The sequence below is a fragment of the Gottfriedia luciferensis genome (genome assembly GCF_001712755.1).
GTDB classification, from domain to species: domain Bacteria; phylum Bacillota; class Bacilli; order Bacillales; family Bacillaceae_G; genus Gottfriedia; species Gottfriedia luciferensis_B.
In genome coordinates, this window is sequence record NZ_MDKC01000001.1 from 22,631 (window position 1) to 40,259 (window position 17,629).

20 protein-coding genes are annotated in these 17,629 nt (G+C 32.1%); 16 read left to right on the plus strand and 4 right to left on the minus strand.

Annotated elements, in window-relative coordinates:
• The first annotated feature begins 3 nt into the window (after window positions 1–3).
• Together BED47_RS00135 and BED47_RS00140 are read left to right on the plus strand one after the other, a co-directional pair.
• On the plus strand, window positions 4–567 hold the full coding sequence (locus BED47_RS00135) for a stage V sporulation protein AE (RefSeq protein WP_069031813.1): 564 nt from the start codon (window positions 4–6) through the stop codon (window positions 565–567).
• Window positions 564–2,024, plus strand: a complete 1,461-nt coding sequence (locus BED47_RS00140) for a spore germination protein (protein WP_069031814.1) — start codon at window positions 564–566, stop codon at window positions 2,022–2,024. Before BED47_RS00135 ends, BED47_RS00140 begins: the two co-directional genes overlap by 4 nt.
• Before the next feature lie 561 nt (window positions 2,025–2,585).
• Here BED47_RS00140 and BED47_RS00145 read toward each other — a convergent pair.
• Window positions 2,586–3,419, minus strand: a complete 834-nt coding sequence (locus BED47_RS00145; protein ID WP_069032241.1) for a DUF1002 domain-containing protein — start codon at window positions 3,417–3,419, stop codon at window positions 2,586–2,588.
• Between the two features lie 222 nt (window positions 3,420–3,641).
• Here BED47_RS00145 and BED47_RS00150 point away from each other — a divergent pair, with 222 nt between their 5' ends.
• On the plus strand, window positions 3,642–4,079 hold the full coding sequence (locus BED47_RS00150) for a peptidylprolyl isomerase (protein WP_069031815.1): 438 nt from the start codon (window positions 3,642–3,644) through the stop codon (window positions 4,077–4,079).
• A gap of 337 nt (window positions 4,080–4,416) precedes the next feature.
• On the opposite strand, the gene BED47_RS00155 is transcribed toward BED47_RS00150, so the two are convergent.
• The gene (locus tag BED47_RS00155) at window positions 4,417–5,046 is read right to left on the minus strand and encodes a cupin domain-containing protein (RefSeq protein WP_069031816.1); all 630 of its coding nucleotides are present in this window, start codon (window positions 5,044–5,046) and stop codon (window positions 4,417–4,419) included.
• Between the two features lie 330 nt (window positions 5,047–5,376).
• On the opposite strand from BED47_RS00155, the gene BED47_RS00160 reads away from it, so the two are divergent.
• Window positions 5,377–5,736: a GNAT family N-acetyltransferase gene (locus BED47_RS00160; RefSeq protein WP_069031817.1), complete on the plus strand. Its 360-nt coding sequence runs from the start codon at window positions 5,377–5,379 to the stop codon at window positions 5,734–5,736.
• A 552-nt stretch (window positions 5,737–6,288) separates the two neighbouring features.
• On the opposite strand, the gene BED47_RS00165 is transcribed toward BED47_RS00160, so the two are convergent.
• Window positions 6,289–6,792, minus strand: coding sequence for a DUF309 domain-containing protein (locus tag BED47_RS00165; RefSeq protein WP_069031818.1), 504 nt, complete (start codon window positions 6,790–6,792; stop codon window positions 6,289–6,291).
• Window positions 6,793–6,903: 111 nt separating this feature from the next.
• Window positions 6,904–7,020: a YjcZ family sporulation protein gene (locus BED47_RS23035; protein ID WP_084006686.1), complete on the minus strand. Its 117-nt coding sequence runs from the start codon at window positions 7,018–7,020 to the stop codon at window positions 6,904–6,906.
• 209 nt (window positions 7,021–7,229) lie between these two features.
• Between BED47_RS23035 and BED47_RS00170 the strand changes: the two genes are divergently transcribed.
• The 12 genes from BED47_RS00170 (at window position 7,230) to BED47_RS00225 (ending at window position 17,623) form a co-directional block, all read left to right on the plus strand.
• Window positions 7,230–8,000, plus strand: a complete 771-nt coding sequence (locus BED47_RS00170) for a segregation/condensation protein A (protein ID WP_069031819.1) — start codon at window positions 7,230–7,232, stop codon at window positions 7,998–8,000.
• Window positions 8,000–8,581: an SMC-Scp complex subunit ScpB gene (scpB, locus tag BED47_RS00175; protein ID WP_069031820.1), complete on the plus strand. Its 582-nt coding sequence runs from the start codon at window positions 8,000–8,002 to the stop codon at window positions 8,579–8,581. Before BED47_RS00170 ends, scpB begins: the two co-directional genes overlap by 1 nt.
• A 72-nt stretch (window positions 8,582–8,653) precedes the next feature.
• On the plus strand, window positions 8,654–9,049 hold the full coding sequence (locus BED47_RS00180; protein ID WP_069031821.1) for a hypothetical protein: 396 nt from the start codon (window positions 8,654–8,656) through the stop codon (window positions 9,047–9,049).
• Window positions 9,050–9,067: 18 nt separating this feature from the next.
• Window positions 9,068–9,562, plus strand: a complete 495-nt coding sequence (locus tag BED47_RS00185) for a DUF3907 family protein (RefSeq protein ID WP_069031822.1) — start codon at window positions 9,068–9,070, stop codon at window positions 9,560–9,562.
• A 168-nt stretch (window positions 9,563–9,730) separates the two neighbouring features.
• On the plus strand, window positions 9,731–10,717 hold the full coding sequence (locus tag BED47_RS00190; protein ID WP_084006687.1) for an aromatic acid exporter family protein: 987 nt from the start codon (window positions 9,731–9,733) through the stop codon (window positions 10,715–10,717).
• A 152-nt stretch (window positions 10,718–10,869) separates the two neighbouring features.
• The gene (locus BED47_RS00195; RefSeq protein ID WP_069031823.1) at window positions 10,870–11,793 is read left to right on the plus strand and encodes a superoxide dismutase; all 924 of its coding nucleotides are present in this window, start codon (window positions 10,870–10,872) and stop codon (window positions 11,791–11,793) included.
• A gap of 144 nt (window positions 11,794–11,937) precedes the next feature.
• Window positions 11,938–13,083, plus strand: a complete 1,146-nt coding sequence (locus BED47_RS00200) for a D-alanyl-D-alanine carboxypeptidase family protein (protein ID WP_420488136.1) — start codon at window positions 11,938–11,940, stop codon at window positions 13,081–13,083.
• Complete coding sequence (locus tag BED47_RS00205) at window positions 13,076–13,669, plus strand: nucleoside recognition domain-containing protein (protein WP_069031825.1); 594 nt, start codon at window positions 13,076–13,078, stop codon at window positions 13,667–13,669. The genes BED47_RS00200 and BED47_RS00205 overlap by 8 nt, the downstream gene beginning before the upstream one ends.
• On the plus strand, window positions 13,670–14,200 hold the full coding sequence (locus BED47_RS00210; protein ID WP_069031826.1) for a spore maturation protein: 531 nt from the start codon (window positions 13,670–13,672) through the stop codon (window positions 14,198–14,200).
• Window positions 14,201–14,902: 702 nt separating this feature from the next.
• Window positions 14,903–15,823, plus strand: coding sequence for a PLP-dependent cysteine synthase family protein (locus BED47_RS00215; protein ID WP_069031827.1), 921 nt, complete (start codon window positions 14,903–14,905; stop codon window positions 15,821–15,823).
• 3 nt (window positions 15,824–15,826) lie between these two features.
• The gene (locus BED47_RS00220) at window positions 15,827–16,981 is read left to right on the plus strand and encodes a bifunctional cystathionine gamma-lyase/homocysteine desulfhydrase (protein WP_069031828.1); all 1,155 of its coding nucleotides are present in this window, start codon (window positions 15,827–15,829) and stop codon (window positions 16,979–16,981) included.
• On the plus strand, window positions 16,982–17,623 hold the full coding sequence (locus BED47_RS00225) for a class I SAM-dependent DNA methyltransferase (protein WP_069031829.1): 642 nt from the start codon (window positions 16,982–16,984) through the stop codon (window positions 17,621–17,623). It abuts the gene before it with no gap.
• Window positions 17,624–17,629: the final 6 nt, after the last annotated feature.

Here is a 17,629-nt window from a genome sequence, read left to right on the forward strand (position 1 = left end):
CTTATGAAAAAGAAAAGGATCATTATCGTAACCGACGGAGATGTTTATGCGCATCGGAGTATTGAGTATTTGGCAAAACAATTTGGCGGATGCACAATATCACAATCGCAAGGTAATCCCACTAAGTTCTCTGGAAAGAGAATGGTTGAAATCATAATGCAAGCACAAAAAGAACCAGTATTTGTATTGTTTGATGACAGTGGCTTTATGGGAGAAGGTCCTGGAGAAAAAGCTTTAAAATATGTAGCAAGTGATAAACATATTGAAGTTATTGCTGCACTAGCAGTAGCATCAAATACACATCATCAAGAATGGACAAAAGTGGATGTAAGTATCGATAACGAAGGGAATTTAACTGAATACGGTGTCGATAAGTATGGAGTACCTGATATTGAAATCGGAAGAATAAATGGAGACACCGTTTATAATTTAGATCAACTAAATATTCCTTTCATTTTAGGAATCGGCGATATTGGAAAAATGGGTGGAAGAGATGATATTGAAATCGGATCACCTATTACAAGAAAAGCAATTGAATATATCCTCGAGAGGAGTGAACTCCAATGACTACGAAAAAAGAGCCGACAAAACTCACAAATAAACTAGTTACAAATGCTCATACAATAAGTGACCGTATAGGTTATGGAGTAAGTTTTGATGTCGGAAAACGTGTGATATTTGTAAATAAAGTTGAAGTTAATCTATATTATGTTAACGGATTAACGGATACAAGCTTTATTCAAAGATTCTTAGATGACTTAATTGGGTTAGAAAAAGTCGAGAAAAATAAATCAATGTTTAAAAATATTGAGGATACGATTGTCCATCAATCAGTAGAGATCGTTTTAACATTTGAAGATGTTATTAAGAAAGTACTATCTGGTTTAATTGTAGTATTAGTTGATGGAGAAGATAAAGGACTTGCAGTCGATGTTAGAAGTTATCCTGGGCGTGGCCCAACAGAACCAGATACAGAGCGAGTAGTACGTGGATCACGAGATGGCTTTACTGAGAACATTATAAATAATACTGGCCTAATTAGACGAAGAATTCGCGATGAAAATTTAAGAAATGAAATTCTTCAAGTAGGTGAAAGTTCAAAAACAGATGTTTGTTTAACGTATATAGAAGGTTTAGCGCACGCGGAACTTGTTAAAGAAGTTCGGGATCGAATTACAGGTATCCACGTTGATGGACTTACAATGACAGATAAGAAATTAGAGGAATTTATTTTAAAACAAGGATACAATCCATTTCCTTTAGTTAGATATTCGGAAAGACCTGACGTTGTTGCAAACCACATTCTCGAAGGACATGTATGTATTATCGTTGATACATCTCCGAGCGTAATCATTACGCCTGCAACGTATTACCACCATATGCAACATGCAGAAGAATTCAGACAAACTCCTTCAGTTGGAACATTCCTAAGATGGTGTCGTTATATAGGAATTTTTATGTCAGTCTTTTTATTACCATTTTGGTTACTATTATGTAATTACCCAGAGGTATTACCAAAATCATTAAGTTATATTGGTCCAAAGGAAACAAGTAATATACCAATTTATTTACAATTAATTATTGCTGATATGGGGATTGAATTCCTGAGAATGGCAAGTATACATACACCAAATGCAGTTTCCACTTCAATGGGGATTATTGCAGCAGTATTGATTGGACAAGTCGCAATTGATGTAGGACTTTTCCAACCGGAAGTAGTCCTATATACGGCTGTGTCAATGATTGGATCATATGCTACACCTAGTTATGAGCTAGCACTTGCAAATAAATTGGCCAAATTTTTTATATTAATTTTAACTGCAATATTAGGTGTTAAAGGTTTTATGATAGGTTCAACACTATTTATACTTTTCTTAGCAAGCTTGAATACTTTAAATACACCTTATTTTTGGCCATTCATCCCATTTGATGGAAGAGCCTTCTGGCATTTAGTTATCCGTACAAAAGCTAGTGAAAGTCAAAAACAAAAAGGCGGAAAAACAATTGGTGATGCTACCATTTAATCTGGTAAGTCTTATATTGTGAAATAAAAAGAGGGGATGTCTTAGGAGTTAGATTAACTGACGAATAGACGCCCTCATTTTAATTTTAAAATATGTACTAGGGCTAGTGAGGAGGTATCTCAACAGCACTTTTCATTTGTAGTAGATAAAATCGAACTTATTTATAGAAATTAGCCGATTTATTAAGTTTTTATTGTAAAAAGAAAAGAATTAGAGCTATCAATTGCTTATATTGTACAATATTGAAACTGTAATACCTATACTAGTATAGGTAAATTTTATTTTTATTTGCGGTTCTATGGAATTTAATTGCAGTTTTGTTTAAATTAATTGCGATTCTCAAATTTTAATTGCAATTTTACCAATTTTAATTGCGCTTTTTCAGATTTTAATTGCACCACACGATTTATTTGCAAAAATTCAACGTTTATTTGCACAGTCGGACCCATGTACTCAGCTCGTTACTTATGCGAGGCTCATCTCGCTTTTTCTAAATTGACAAATCCCTTTATAAAAGAAACAAACCCAGTTACTTTTTTAGTAACCGGGTTTGTTTTTCCATTATTTAAAGAATGAAAGAATCGCATCAAATAATGCAGAGAAGAAATCTTTAAGTTTTTGAATAAAAGATTGACCTTCTTTAGAATTTAGGTAATCTGAAATTTTATTTTTAGCTTTTGTTAATTGGTTTCCTACTTGATCCCAATTAATATTTAAATCTTTCATTTTTTCAAATAAAGACATCAAACTAGCCTTTTGATCTGCAGTTAGTGTAATACCAAGATCCTTTGCTAATCGATCAATTAATGATTTTAATTCATCGGTTGACATGTTTGGATTTTTAGCAAGCTCTTCTTTCACTTTAGTGACAAGTTGTACAGCTTTTTCATTACCTACTGAATCACCAAGTTGGGCAGTTTTAACCATTTCTTCATTTGCTACTTTTTTAACATCATCAGGTATAACTTTACCTGAACTCAGCTCATATGCTTTCATAATCCCAGTTAAAGCAGCAGTACCAGAGACTTCAAATGGAGCAGTAATTACAATATTTGCATCTTTTAATCCAGCCGTGATTAAAGCATTTGTATACATTGAGTTAGTAACCCATGAAATGTTATTTGATTGAACGACGATGCCTGTATTTTTTTCACCGATTGTAATCATAGCAGATGAAAGAGCTCGAGTACCGATTTGAGCACTAGGTACAGTACCATCTAAATATTTATGTTCCTCTTGATTCGAAACAGTCACAATTCTAGCATCAGATGGCGCACCCATTTCAGCTAATAATGCTTTCTTTTGCGTTTCAGACAGATTTTGTCCAAGAGTAACAATCGTATCACCAGGAACAGAATCAGCAAATACCGATAAAGGCATAGCTATTAATCCCATTGAGATGGTGAACGCTAATAACTTTCGTTTTAACAAAGAGACACTCCCTTTACAATAATCCAAATTTTACATCTTACAACACTATTATAGTACTTTTAGAAAACTTGTCATTACTTTTTGTTTTTTGTATGATTATATCAGCGTTACTAGTTTATTCAGTAATGAAAAATATAGGACAATTAAGTCTTATGAAATTGTACATACATAAGGAGGATTTTTATTATGAAAAAAGCAAGTATAACATTTGAAAATGGTGAACAAATCTTAATCGAATTATTCCCAGAGCATGCACCAGGTACAGTTGAAAACTTTGAAAAATTAATCCGTGAAGGTTTCTACAATGGATTAACTTTCCACCGTGTAATTCCTGGATTTGTATCTCAAGGTGGAGATCCAAACGGTAACGGAACAGGTGGCCCAGGATACAAAATTAAATGTGAAACTGTTGGTAACCCATTAAAACACAAAGCTGGAGCTTTATCAATGGCACATGCTGGAAAAGATACTGGTGGTAGCCAATTCTTTATCGTTCACGAGCCACAACCACATTTAGATGGCGTACATACAGTTTTCGGTCAAGTAATCGAAGGTATGGATACAGTTTTAAGAATGCGTAATGGCGACGTTATGCAAGAAGTTAAGGTTTGGGACGAAGAATAGTCAAACCAATAAGAGGTCTTTCTAAATAGACTTCAAAAGAAGAAAACCACAAGGGAAAAATTTTCCTTGTGGTTTTTTAACATGTTCATATTTGGTTAAATGGTGAAATAATTGATAGCAGTTCGGACTAGTCTAAATTCGAAGACTTATTTGAAGTTTATTTGTATTATGTTTAGTTTTTATTGTTTCACATGGCTATTTTTATGTTATTTCTTCACTATTCTTGATTCTTATAATCTAATTCCACATGATTCCTCGTCTTATTTGCAGTTTTCTTATTTTTAATTGCAGATCTCCAAAATTTAATTGCACTAACTAATCTCACCATGATCTTCAATTAAAAACGCTGTTGATAATAATGCTGGTTGTAATATGCGTTTTGATAATAATTTTGGTTCTGCTGATTTGTAAATTCTTGCTGATTTTGAACTTGTCGATTACAGTTTTTTGGTGGTCCTATAAATACAGAAGGTTGTAAATTTGCTGTTGCAATTTTCCATTGGTTTTCATCAAGACAGTAAGTATGTGAGACAATATTTGAAGGTGTAAATTTCATTAAATCCGAGAATAAAATGACATCAGGGGAAGGTGCATTAAATATTGCTAATAAATGAGTATTGTCAACAGTTGCAATTTCATAATGCCACCAGCCTTGTGGTACGTTTGCAACCTGACCAGGGGCAATAGGGAAATTTAATAGTTGCTTTGTATAAGGATTTAAAATCGATACAACTGCGTTGCCAGAAATACAATATACTAATTCTGATGAATTTTGATGATAATGTGGCTCTACAACATTATTTACACTTAAATAGATATCCAATAAAGACAAATTATCCAAAGTATTCAAATCATTAACGCTTAATTGATTGATAAAATTTTGATTATCTTTCACAAAGGAATTGTTTTTATTTATATCAAAAGTAAATTGAATACTTGGCGATGTATAATCTAAATCCAACCTCATAATGATCACCCTTTTATATAACTCTAACTAAAATTTACTGTATTCAAATTTATCAAATTGGTGACAAAAGCCTATGAGATGGCATTGAAAGGAAAAATACTTAACTAGTACACTAAATTATTTAAAATTCTCTCCTGTACCATATATCCCGTTTTTCCTTCTTACTGGTTTTCTGACTTGACAGAAAAATGTGAGAATTATATATTTGAAATATTGATATATTTGGAACGAATTTTACTATTTACCGTACTATAGAGGGATAATCAATCATATATTTTGTATTGGTTTAGAAGCTAATTAGAGTTTTAATAATTTTTAAGAGGGGTTAACATGTTAATTAGGTATAAGAAAACATATGAGAAAATTGCAATGGGCCTGCTTTCGTTTATGCCGAATGAAAAGAATGTGAAGAGCTTAGTAAATACGATTAAAGATTATGAAACTAAAGATGATAATCATTTGTTCCTTTGGAAATTAGACGATATTGTTGGGATTATTGGAATACAAATACTACCAGATAAGGTTATTATGATTAAACATTTAAGTGTAAACCCTTCATTCCGAAATCAAGGTATTGCAACTTCACTTTACGATGCTATTAGATCTCAATATACAGACTATACAATCGTAACAACGCAAGAAGTAGCTTCATTTATTGAACATTGTCATGTTAGTTTGAAAGTATTATAGAAAAAGGTGCTCAATTTTTGGAGCACCTTTTCTTTACTGTAAAATGAAAGTGTCAAATAAATAAGTAAAACCATGTTGATTTCCACTACAGGGTGCTCGCTTTTTCGCGGGGCGAGCCTCCTCGGCAAGCCTGCGGGGTCACAGCCTTCCCGCATATCCCACAGGAGTCGAGCACCCTTCGTTCCAATCAACTTATTCAACTTTAGAAATTAATCTTAAATCCATAAAGAATAATCATTTCATTATAGAATTACCTTTTATTAATTAAAAAAACTACTACTAAATCAATACTACTTTGGAATATATATTTTATTTTATCCCTTGAAAAGAATGATATTTATAAATATTTTCATATATGTTTAGTTAGATTTGATGATTCATAAGGATTTATAAACAACAAAATCGAAATTAACAAACAACAAAAACTACACATTTGCAAAAAAGTTCAAACTTTTATGAATAAGATTCATCTAATGTTCGCAATATTGACTTCAATATATTTCGAAATACTAAAAAAGGTGCCCAATTATTTGAGCACCTTTTCCTTTTACGCTAAATATTTCTTCGTAATTCTAATTGCTTTAATCTTTCCGAAATGACATCTGTTCGATCTCTTGTAGAATGCTTATTAATTAAATCTTCCGTAAAAGACGAGTAATTTTCTTTTTGATTTTGGAATCTTTCAATCAATTCTTGATCATTTATTGGGAGATCGAAAGGGTGATATTCCGTTTCGTTTTGAAGGTTTAGCTGTAAATCTGATACGATTTGTTGGAAGCGTAATTGATCAATACCAGCCATTTCTAATAAATTAGAATCATTTGAAAAGGTAATGACGTGTCGAAATAATTTTTTAGCACCAGTAAAGTTTCTTCTTCTATAATGATATAACACTACTGATAATCTAATTAAACCTAACCATACCTTTTTATATTGATCATTTAATTCAAGTTTCCATTGTTCTTCAAGAATTTCATGACATTCAAAAAAATCTTGATCAAAATGAAAATGACATAAATATTTTATGTATCGCTCGTTTTTATTATAATGGACCAAGTTTTTCACCTCTTTATTACTAAAATTTTATCAGAAATGGAATTATTTAAAAAGAAGAAAGCCTAGAGCTAATGTCTAGACTTTCACGTTTTGTTTATTCACGGGGTTAAATTAACAGACGAAAGCACATCCAACGATGATTAATAAAATAAATAATACTACGATTAAAGCAAAGCCTCTGCCGTGGCCGAAACCGCCGAACTCTGGAGAAACAGCACCTTTACTCATGAAATAACCTCCTTACCAAAAAAATAATTCTTCTTGCACTGATATCTTATGAAAATTTTAAGAAAATGGTATAGGCGCAAAACTAAAAATTTAGGAACAAACTAACTTCATCAATGAAAAAACCTTTTCTAATTATATAGTTTTATGAAATAATACTTTATACTGTTATAGAGTATATTTTTATTTTAAAGTAAGTTGGTGAGTAGTTTGTGAAGCAATATGAAGTTAAAATTGATGCATTTGAAGGGCCATTAGATTTATTACTTCATTTAATTCAACGATTTGAAATTGATATTTATGATATACCTGTATCTGAAATAACAGATCAATATGTTTCATATATTCATACAATGAAAGAATTAGAATTGGATATTGCAAGTGAATATTTAGTGATGGCAGCTGAATTACTTGCGATGAAAAGTAAAAGTATTTTACCTAATCATGAGGAACAAGCTGATTGGGATGCAATACTTGAAGAAGACCCTAGAGAAGAATTAATGAATCGATTAATTATATATAAGCAATTTAAAGAAGCAGCGATCGTATTTCAGGAAAAAGAATCAGAACGTGCAATGATTTTTACTCGAAACCCAGTTGATTTGTCCGAATATGGACCTAGACCAGAAGATATTGTCATGCCGACTGATGTTACGATTTACGATATGTTTGGTGCACTTCAAAAGCTTTTTAAACGTAAAAAGCTGCAAGAACCACTTCAAACTAAAATTGTTCGGGAAGAAATATCGATCGAAAAAAGAATAGATGAAATTATTACCTACTTAAAAAGTATAAAAAAGAGAACTAATTTCATCAGTTTATTTCCATATAATGATAAAGAAAGTATTGTAGTTACTTTTTTAGCGATTTTGGAGTTAATGAAAACAAAAGACATTATAGTAGAACAGGAACAAAACTTTTCAGAAATTTTTCTTACATCACGAGAGGTTTTTGAAGATAAGCAAGCTGAGGTGTACTTGTAATGGAACAGGAAAAAAAATTGGTAGGAGTTCTAGAAGGACTTTTATTTGTAGCTGGCGATGAAGGAATATCGATTGTCGAGCTATCTGAGACTTTAGAATTAAGTCAAACCGAAGTTCTAGAACTAATCGAGAGCCTTAAAGAAGAGTATGAAAATCCTAACAGAGGCTTACAAATTAGAATTTTAGCAAACAGATATAAACTTACTTCAAAGAGGGAACATGGTGAGTTTTTCAAAAAATTAGTTGAAAGCCCATCGAACTCTTCGTTGTCACAAGCTGCATTAGAAACTTTAGCAATTGTTGCATACCAACAACCAATTACGAGGACAGAAATAGAAGATATTCGTGGAGTTAAGACTGAAAAACCAATTCAAACTCTTGTCTCGAAATATTTAATTAAAGAAGTTGGACGGGCTGAAGGTACTGGTCGTGCAATTTTATATGGTACTACTTCTGAGTTTTTAGATTATTTTGGTTTAAAAAACATTAAAGAATTACCTCCACTACCACAAGATTTAAAATTGGAAGAGGTTGAAGAAGAAGCAGATTTATTTTTTAGCAAATTTGAAAAACAAGATTAGTTAAAAAATTCTGCAAATCTTTCTGTATCCTATGTTAAACTAATACTATGGAAATCTTGGAGGGTGAAAGAATTGTTAATTTATAATTGTCTTGGGTATGAATTAGTAAAGGCTCAACCAAATACTTCGGAAGATTTTTTTAATCGTTCTGAAGTTGAATATGAATACAATGGTCAAAAAATTGTAACTTCTGTTTTATATGTTCGTTTTTTTGAAGAACAACTTTCTGAAGTAAGTGATTTAAAAACAACTAGATTATATGAAAATGGCGATCAGTCAGTAGATTTCCGTGATATAGTGGCACTTGCGCTAATTATTAAAAATCCTGATTATCTTGGAAGAAAGCGAATATATATTAATGAATTAGATCAATTTGTAAAAGAGCTACAAGGTGCTGATTTTGATAAATTAGCAGGATATGTGAGAAGTATTAAGCAAAATTCAAATAGAATTGAAATATCGATCTAATTTAACGGAGGGAAAAAAATGTCGAATAAGATGGTAGAGCATCAATTAAAAATTGTTGGAAATCAATTAGGGATTGTTGGTCTAGAGTGTAATTTGTTTTTAAATAAGAATTCTTTACCGTCATTTCAACATGAAAACCAAGCAGTGGATCTTAACTACTTAGAAAAAATACTTTCTTCATTACGTAGAATTACAGTATATTGTGAGGATGCTAAAGAGGTTTGTGAGAAAATTTTAAGTGGACAGTTCCATAAAGCAACAGCTGAAGATACTTTACATAAAATTTATCACAGATGTATCGCAGAATTCTTCTCTCCTAAAAACGATGCATGGTATGAAAATAGTCGTGCAGCATACACTGGTAATCAAGCAATTACATTCTATAAAGCTGTACCAGGTACAGTCCAAGACCTATTCTCTTCATTAGAAAAAGTTTTTCAACAAATGAGAGAAGAACTTGAGTATTATGAAACAGATTATTCAACAAAACTTATGCAACAATACAAACAGTAATTAGAAAATAGTTATATGTAAATAGTAAAGTTAAGAGAAAAAGACTAGAAAATTTCTAGTCTTTTTATTTTGTACAAAACTCCAAAAAAATTGGATATATCTAGTAATTTTTATCTAAGATACGTTACAATACAATAGAAATTTCTTTGTAAGAGAAGAGGATTAGTAATGAAACAAATGTATTCAATTGGACAAAGGACAATCAAAACAGCAATTGGAAGTGGTATATCCCTATTAATTGCAGAAGCTCTACATTTACAAAATTACAGTACTGCTGCTGTAGTTACACTATTAAGTATTCAAAATACAAAACGCAGATCATTTATTGTTGCAATTCAAAGATTTGTTGCATCAGTTATAGCCATGTTAATAGGATGGATGATGTTTGAATTTTTAAGCTATACGCCATTAACAGTTGTCATTTATTTTCTTTTAACGATCCCCTTGTTAGTCACATTGAAGTTACAAGAAGGGATCATTCCGAGCTCAGTTATCGTCTTACAAATTTATGTGAGTAGCGATAAATCAATCTCTTTCTTATTAAATCAAGTTGAAATTTTAGCAGTTGGGATTTTAATTGCATTAATTATGAATACATATATGCCAAGTATTGAGAAGAAGATGATTGAATCTCAAAAGAAAATCGAACAAAATTTTAAAATGTTACTGCTAGGTATTGCTTTAAAAATGAAGGGTAAGGATGAAGATTCACAAAATGATTTAATTGATGAAACTAAAATGCTTTTACATACGGCGAAAACTTTAGCTTATAGGCAAGTTGAAAATAGTTTTATAAAATCGAACTTATATTATATTAATTATTTTGAAATGAGAGAACGCCAATTTGAAATCATATCGAATCAAATCATTCCTTTATTAAAAAAGGTTGCGCTAAATTATCCGCATTCAAAAATTATCGCTGAATTTTTTGAGGACACAGGTGTTTACTTGAAAGAAAAATCTACGGGGATTGAATTATTAGGGGAATTCAGTCATATGATGAATGACTTTAGAAAGATGCCTTTACCTGAATCAAGGGATGAGTTTGAGACTAGAGCTAGTTTAATGATGATTGTTTATGAATTGGAAAAAGTAATTTCATTAAAAATGGAGTTTTACTCAGAAAATCAGACTATTTTAGAGAAGCTAAACTAATCACTTTATATTAGAAGATGTGAAATTAATATCCTTTATTACGCGAATTCTATTTATCGCGTGAAACACGTGAATACCGGTAATAGCTATAAATTTAATATCATACAATGGAAAGTAGAAGAGAAATTTATTTTCTCTGATGGAGGTGTATGATGTTAAATCAATCTGAACTCGTCACTTACTTTCAGGAGGTAGAAATCTGGTGTGCGAATGTATTACAGTTGCTGTCTGAAAGATTTGACCATATTCAAGAAAAAGAACTATTAGAATATAAAGTAAAGCTCTTGTTAAACAGAATGGGGACAAAAGGTCATTATGTAGATCAAAATTCCTTTTTGGATGAAATTAGTATGGATGTGGACGATATACAAGAACGATTAATTTCAATTTTAAATGAAGAGGAATATGATGATAGCTATGCGTATCGGGTAATAGAAGTCGAAGAGAGAGTAGGGATTGGTAAACATGAGCTTCCACCTTTACCATATCCATATAATGCACTCGAGCCATATATATCAAAAGAAATCATGATGCTGCATCATGATAAGCACCATAAAAGTTATGTAGATGGTTTAAATAAAGCTGAGATTGAATTAGAAAAGGCAAGAAAAAATAAGGCATACGATTTATTAAAGCATTGGGAAAGAGAGCTTGCATTTCATGGGTCGGGTCATTATTTGCATACTATATTTTGGAATAATTTAAGTAAATCAGGTGGAGGGCAGCCTCATGGAGCTCTTTTAAAACAAATTGAAGATGACTTCGGAAGCTATGAGGATTTTAAAGAGCATTTTACTCAAGCTGCTAAAAAAGTAGAAGGTGTCGGTTGGGCGATTTTAGTTTGGGTTCCAAGAGCGAATCGGTTGGAAATCCTTCAAACAGAAAAACATCAATTCTTTACCCAATGGGATACAATTCCATTGCTAGTTTTGGATGTTTGGGAGCACGCTTATTATTTACAGTATAAATTTGATAAAGACGCATATATTACAAATTTTTGGAACATAGTTAATTGGCCGGATGTAAATTATCGATATGATTATGCTAGTCAATTAAAATGGCAACCCTTTTATTAATTGGTGAAAAATGTAGGTGCTGGAATTGCTCAGGTTATAAATCTGAACAAGTTCAGCACTTTTTTTCTTAAAAAAAGTCATTTTTTTATAATGTAATTCGTAAACTTGTACTAATTAGGACTAACTGTGGAGTTGATGCGAAAGATGAAAAAATGGCTAGTAGTAGGAATCATTGGCTTATTTTTAATCGGGATTATGATTCCGACGAATAATGTTAAAGCATTTGGAGGAGTTAGTGCTAGAAATGCTGTTTTGATGGATCAAAAAACTGGACGAATCTTATATGGTAAAGCAATGCATGACTCTGAAAGAATCGCCAGCATTACAAAAATAATGACTGCAATACTTGCTGTAGAGTCTGGTAAAATGCAAAACACAATAACAATAAGTTCAAGAGCAGTACAAACAGAAGGATCATCCATTTATTTAAAACCTGGACAAAAAATTAAGCTGGAAGATTTAGTGTATGGTTTAATGCTTAGGTCTGGAAATGATGCGGCTAATGCAATTGCCGAGGCAGTAGGAGGTAGCATCGAAGGATTTGTTTATATGATGAACGAGAAAGCAAAAGAAATCGGAATGAGTAATACATATTTTAGCAATCCATCAGGACTAGATCAACAAGGTAAAGAGCATTACTCATCTGCTTATGATATGGCGTTATTAACGAGATACGCTATGGAAAATCCTAAATATGCAAAAATTGCAGGTACAAAAGTACACCGTGCCCCAAATACGGCAGAATCTTGGGATTATGTTTGGAAGAATAAAAACAAATTGCTTACTTTTATGTACAAGTATAGTACTGGAGGAAAAACTGGGTTTACTAAAAAAGCAAGAAGAACACTTGTTTCAACTGCTTCAAAAAATGGAATGGATTTAATTGTTGTAACACTAAACGATGGGCAAGATTGGCAAGATCATATGTCACTATTCGAGTATGGTTTCAGTAACTATCCTTTAACGAAAGTATTAAGTAAAGGTGGAATTAAAGAGGTCACAAATAAAAAATATAAGGGACATGTTTATATGAAAAATGACTTCTCTTATCCATTAGATAAAAAAGAGCGAGATCAAGTAAGAATCACAATTGAAATGCAAAAGCCGACTAAGAAAAAAATCGCTAATGATGCAATTGTTGGTAAAGCGATTATCGAATTAGAAGGTGAACAAATTGGATTTAGAAATATTTTTTATAGTGATAGTAAAGTCAAAGTATTTACGAAAGAAATAATCCAAAACGGGAAACAAGTTTTATTAAACTTAATGGGAGAGCACTCTGATGGTTAATATTATTTGGGTTGCTCTTACAATAATTGGTTTTATTTTTGCGATGATTAATGGCACTATGGACGAAGTAAATAAAGCTGTATTTGACGGAGGAAAGCAAGCAATTACCATTATTATTGGACTAGTTAGTGTTCTTGTTTTTTGGTTAGGTTTAATGCGAATAGCAGAAGAATCAGGATTATTAAAAATTCTTTCGAAATTATTTCAACCATTTCTAGCGTTCTTATTTCCGAGAATTCCTAAAGACCATCCAGCACTTGGTTATATTATGTCAAATATGGTCGCCAATTTATTCGGTTTAGGAAATGCTGCAACTCCACTAGGTATAAAGGCGATGGAACAACTAAAAGTATTAAATAGAAATAGTAATGAAGCAAGTGATGACATGATTACATTTTTAACGTTAAATACAAGTGCAATCACTTTAATTCCTACAACTGTCATAGGAGTTAGAATGTCCTATCATTCTTCAAATCCGACTGAAATAGTAGGTGTTACAATTCTTGCACAAGTCGTTTCATTCATTGGGGGACTCGCGGTTAATAGTTTTTTTGCAAGTAGGCGAAATCGAAAGGGGAGAAAATAAATGGGATATATGAATACGATCTCACTTTATATCATTCCATTTATTATCGCTGTCATTTTAATACATGGAACTTGGAAAAAGGTACCGACGTATGAATCTTTTGTAGAAGGTGGAAAAGAGGGTGTAACAATTGCTGTACAATTAATTCCATTTTTAGTAGGAATGCTAGTATCCATCTCGATCTTTAGAGCTTCAGGTGCTCTAGAGTTTTGTGTAGAACTTATGCGCCCCTTATTAAATTCACTAGGTATTCCTGCAGAAGTTTTTCCTCTGGCAATTATTCGACCTATTTCTGGTTCGGCTGCTTTAGGTATTACGTCGGATTTAATTAAAACATATGGACCGGATTCATTTATTGGAAGACTAGCATCAACTATGCAAGGTAGTACAGATACAACACTATATGTTCTAACGGTGTATTTTGGAGCGGTAGGTATTCGTAAAATGGGTGACGCATTAAAAGTAGGATTAATCGCAGATGCAATCAGTATTATTTTTTCAATCATTTTTGTAACAATGTTCTTTTCTTAACTAAAACCCATGTGATTTCAATGAGTTTGAGAATATTTTAATCATTTTATTTTAAAAAAAGTACTTTTATATTAGGTAAAAGTACTTTTTTGGGTAAAGAGTTAGTTATTTATGTATTGGTAAGATTTTTTATAAAAAGTTTAAACAGTTTTTTTGAACACGAATTGAGAAGATTTAATTTTTGTTTCAATGATTATTTTAATTTCTACTATTTTTAAAATTCTTCTACTCATTTCTACATGATTCTTGGCTATTATTGAAGCTTCTTGATTTTTATTTAAGATATGGGCTTTTGTGAGTACCTCCTCAAGAAGCTTATTCTAAAGTTTTTATAGATAAACTTTTTTAGATGAATAAGTTGATTGGAACGAAAGGGTGCTCGACTCCTATGGGATATGCAGGAAGGCTGAGACCCCGCAGGCTAGCCGAGGAGGCTAAAGAATCTCGCCCCATGGAAAGCGAGCACCCTGTAGTGGAAATCAACATGATTTTACTTATTTAATTGACAACTTCTTTTTTCAACTGCGTGAAAAAAGTACTTTTATTTTAGGATAAAAGTACTTTTTTATTGCGCATTTAAAATTAATATCTTATAATACCAATAAGAATAGTTGGTATTAAGACAACATTCAATTTTACCCATGTTGCATATAATGGATTGGAAGAAACTAACCTTTTTGTGACATAAAGGAGTTTGAAATTATGAAAGTTGTAAAGTCAGTACACGAGCTGATCGGATCAACACCATTGCTTGAAATTACAACATTCCCTTTACCAAAAGGAACAAGACTATTTGCAAAGCTAGAATTCTGTAACCCAGGTGGAAGTGTAAAAGATCGACTTGGAATGGAATTATTAGAAAGTGCACTTAATGAAGGTAAATTAGAAAAAGGTGGTACAGTAATTGAACCAACCGCCGGAAATACAGGAATTGGTTTAGCTCTAGCAGCTATAAAATATGGCGTAAATGTGATATTTGTTGTTCCTGAAAAATTCAGTATTGAAAAACAAACATTGATGAAAGCACTTGGAGCAAAAATTGTGAACACACCTACAGAAGATGGAATGACAGGTGCAATTAAAAAAGCAAATGAGCTATCAAAAGAAATACCGAATTCATTTGTACCTTCACAATTTAGTAATGAAGCAAATCCAAGAACCTATTACAAAACATTAGGTCCAGAGTTAGTTGACCAACTCGATGGAAAAATAGATGTATTTGTTGCTGGAGCTGGTAGTGGAGGAACATTTACTGGAACAGCTCAGTATTTAAAAGATAAATTACAAAATGTAAAAACAGTTATTGTCGAACCAGAAGGGTCAATCATAAATGGTGGAAAACCAGGTTCGCATGATACTGAAGGAATTGGAATGGAATTCATTCCTGCCTTTGTAGATACAAACTTATTTGATGCTATTCATACAGTACTTGATTCAGACGCATTTCGTTTAGTAAAAGAACTAGCAACAAAAGAAGGACTTTTAGTTGGAAGTTCCTCAGGAGCTGCGTTATATGCAAGTTTATTAGAAGCAAAAAAAGCAAAACCAGGGAGTACAATCGTAACGATTTTCCCAGATAGTAGTGAAAGATACTTAAGTAAAAACATATATAGTGAGGGATAAAAGATGAAGAAAAAGACGGCGTTAATACACGGGGGAATTAGTAGAGATGAAACAACTGGTGCGGTTAGTGTTCCAATTTATCAAACTAGTACGTATAAACAAGATGCTGTTGGCAAACATAGGGGCTTTGAATATTCCAGAACAGGCAATCCTACACGACATGCTCTTGAAGAGTTAATGAAAGATATTGAACACGGTGTTGCAGGATTTGCATTTGCATCTGGTATGGCAGCTATTCATACTGTGTTTAGTTTATTCAAGACTGGTGACCATATCGTAGTCGGCGATGATGTTTATGGTGGTACTTACCGATTACTTACAAGAGTATTATCAAATTTAGGTATTACAGCTACATTTGTTGATACAAGTAATATTACTTTAGTTGAAAATGTTATTTCACCAAATACAAAAGCAATTTTTATTGAGTCACCTAGTAATCCATTATTAAAAATTACTGATATTAAAGCAATTGCAAAACTTGCAAATGAGTATGACTTATTAACGGTTGTTGATAATACTTTTGCTACTCCATACTGGCAACAACCTCTTACACTAGGTGCTGATATTGTTGTTCATAGTGGAACTAAGTACCTTGGAGGACATAGTGACGTAGTAGCTGGAATTGTTGTAACGAATAAAGATGAGTTAGCTGAAGAATTAGCGTTTTATCAAAACTCGATTGGTGGAGTTTTAGGACCAAACGACAGCTGGTTATTACAACGTGGTATTAAAACACTTGGAATCAGAATGGAAGAGCATGAAAGAAATACACATGAAATTGTGACGTTTTTATCGAATCATCCAAATGTAAATAAAGTTTTCTATCCTGGATTATCGACGCATCCAAATCATGAATTAGCAAAACAACAAAGCAGTGGATTTGGTGGCATGTTATCTTTTGAATTAAAAGAAGGATTAGATCCAGAAGAATTTGTAGGAAAATTAAAGTGGTTTACATTAGCTGAAAGTTTAGGAGCAGTTGAAAGTCTTGTCGGTATCCCTTCAAAAATGACGCATGCTTCAATACCGAGGGAAAAACGAATTGCATCAGGAATTTCTGATGAATTAATTCGATTATCAGTTGGTCTAGAAGATTTAGAAGATTTAATTGAAGACCTAGAACAAGCATTAATATTTCAAACATCAAAGGTGAGATAAATGGGTAGAGAGTTTTTAGATGTATTTACTGGTTGGGCAGAAAGTTACGATTCATTTGTTCAAGGCCATGACCCAGAATATAAAGAAGCATTTCGACGTTATGATGAAATACTGAATGAAATTGTTAATAGAAGTGGAAACAGCGTCCTTGAATTTGGTATTGGTACAGGGAATTTAACAAAGTTACTTCTTGATAAAGGAAAAACTGTATTTCCAATCGAACCATCTCCTGAGATGAGAATTATTGCCTCAAAGAAATTAGGAGAAAATATTACGATTCATGACGGAGATTTAATTGATTTTCCAAAACCACAAGCCGGGATCGATACAATTGTAAGCTCATACGTTTTTCATCATCTTACTGATCAAGAAAAATATGAAGCTATTAAAATATATAGCTCATTATTGAACTCGAATGGGAAAATCGTATTTGCGGATACAATGTTTTTAACAGAAAACGATTATAAGAATGAAATTGCAAATGCAGAAAATGCAAATTATATCAATCTAAGAGATGATTTAATTAGAGAATACTATCCATTAATTCCAGTTATTCGTTCACATTTTGAAAAAAATGGTTTTGATGTCAAATTCGAACAATATAATGATTTTGTATGGATCGTTGAAGCTACAAAAAAATAGAGAGAT

What these genes read in the sequence shown, in the direction of transcription:
- BED47_RS00135 (WP_069031813.1), top strand. Translation starts at nt 4, where the DNA reads ATGAAAAAGAAAAGGATCATTATCGTAACCGACGGAGATGTTTATGCG.
- BED47_RS00140 (WP_069031814.1), top strand. Translation starts at nt 564, where the DNA reads ATGACTACGAAAAAAGAGCCGACAAAACTCACAAATAAACTAGTTACA.
- BED47_RS00145 (WP_069032241.1), bottom strand. Translation starts at nt 3,419, where the DNA reads ATGGGATTAATAGCTATGCCTTTATCGGTATTTGCTGATTCTGTTCCT.
- BED47_RS00150 (WP_069031815.1), top strand. Translation starts at nt 3,642, where the DNA reads ATGAAAAAAGCAAGTATAACATTTGAAAATGGTGAACAAATCTTAATC.
- BED47_RS00155 (WP_069031816.1), bottom strand. Translation starts at nt 5,046, where the DNA reads ATGAGGTTGGATTTAGATTATACATCGCCAAGTATTCAATTTACTTTT.
- BED47_RS00160 (WP_069031817.1), top strand. Translation starts at nt 5,377, where the DNA reads ATGTTAATTAGGTATAAGAAAACATATGAGAAAATTGCAATGGGCCTG.
- BED47_RS23035 (WP_084006686.1), bottom strand. Translation starts at nt 7,020, where the DNA reads ATGAGTAAAGGTGCTGTTTCTCCAGAGTTCGGCGGTTTCGGCCACGGC.
- scpB (WP_069031820.1), top strand. Translation starts at nt 8,000, where the DNA reads ATGGAACAGGAAAAAAAATTGGTAGGAGTTCTAGAAGGACTTTTATTT.
- BED47_RS00185 (WP_069031822.1), top strand. Translation starts at nt 9,068, where the DNA reads ATGTCGAATAAGATGGTAGAGCATCAATTAAAAATTGTTGGAAATCAA.
- BED47_RS00190 (WP_084006687.1), top strand. Translation starts at nt 9,731, where the DNA reads ATGAAACAAATGTATTCAATTGGACAAAGGACAATCAAAACAGCAATT.
- BED47_RS00195 (WP_069031823.1), top strand. Translation starts at nt 10,870, where the DNA reads ATGTTAAATCAATCTGAACTCGTCACTTACTTTCAGGAGGTAGAAATC.
- BED47_RS00200 (WP_420488136.1), top strand. Translation starts at nt 11,938, where the DNA reads ATGAAAAAATGGCTAGTAGTAGGAATCATTGGCTTATTTTTAATCGGG.
- BED47_RS00205 (WP_069031825.1), top strand. Translation starts at nt 13,076, where the DNA reads ATGGTTAATATTATTTGGGTTGCTCTTACAATAATTGGTTTTATTTTT.
- BED47_RS00210 (WP_069031826.1), top strand. Translation starts at nt 13,670, where the DNA reads ATGGGATATATGAATACGATCTCACTTTATATCATTCCATTTATTATC.
- BED47_RS00215 (WP_069031827.1), top strand. Translation starts at nt 14,903, where the DNA reads ATGAAAGTTGTAAAGTCAGTACACGAGCTGATCGGATCAACACCATTG.
- BED47_RS00220 (WP_069031828.1), top strand. Translation starts at nt 15,827, where the DNA reads ATGAAGAAAAAGACGGCGTTAATACACGGGGGAATTAGTAGAGATGAA.
- BED47_RS00225 (WP_069031829.1), top strand. Translation starts at nt 16,982, where the DNA reads ATGGGTAGAGAGTTTTTAGATGTATTTACTGGTTGGGCAGAAAGTTAC.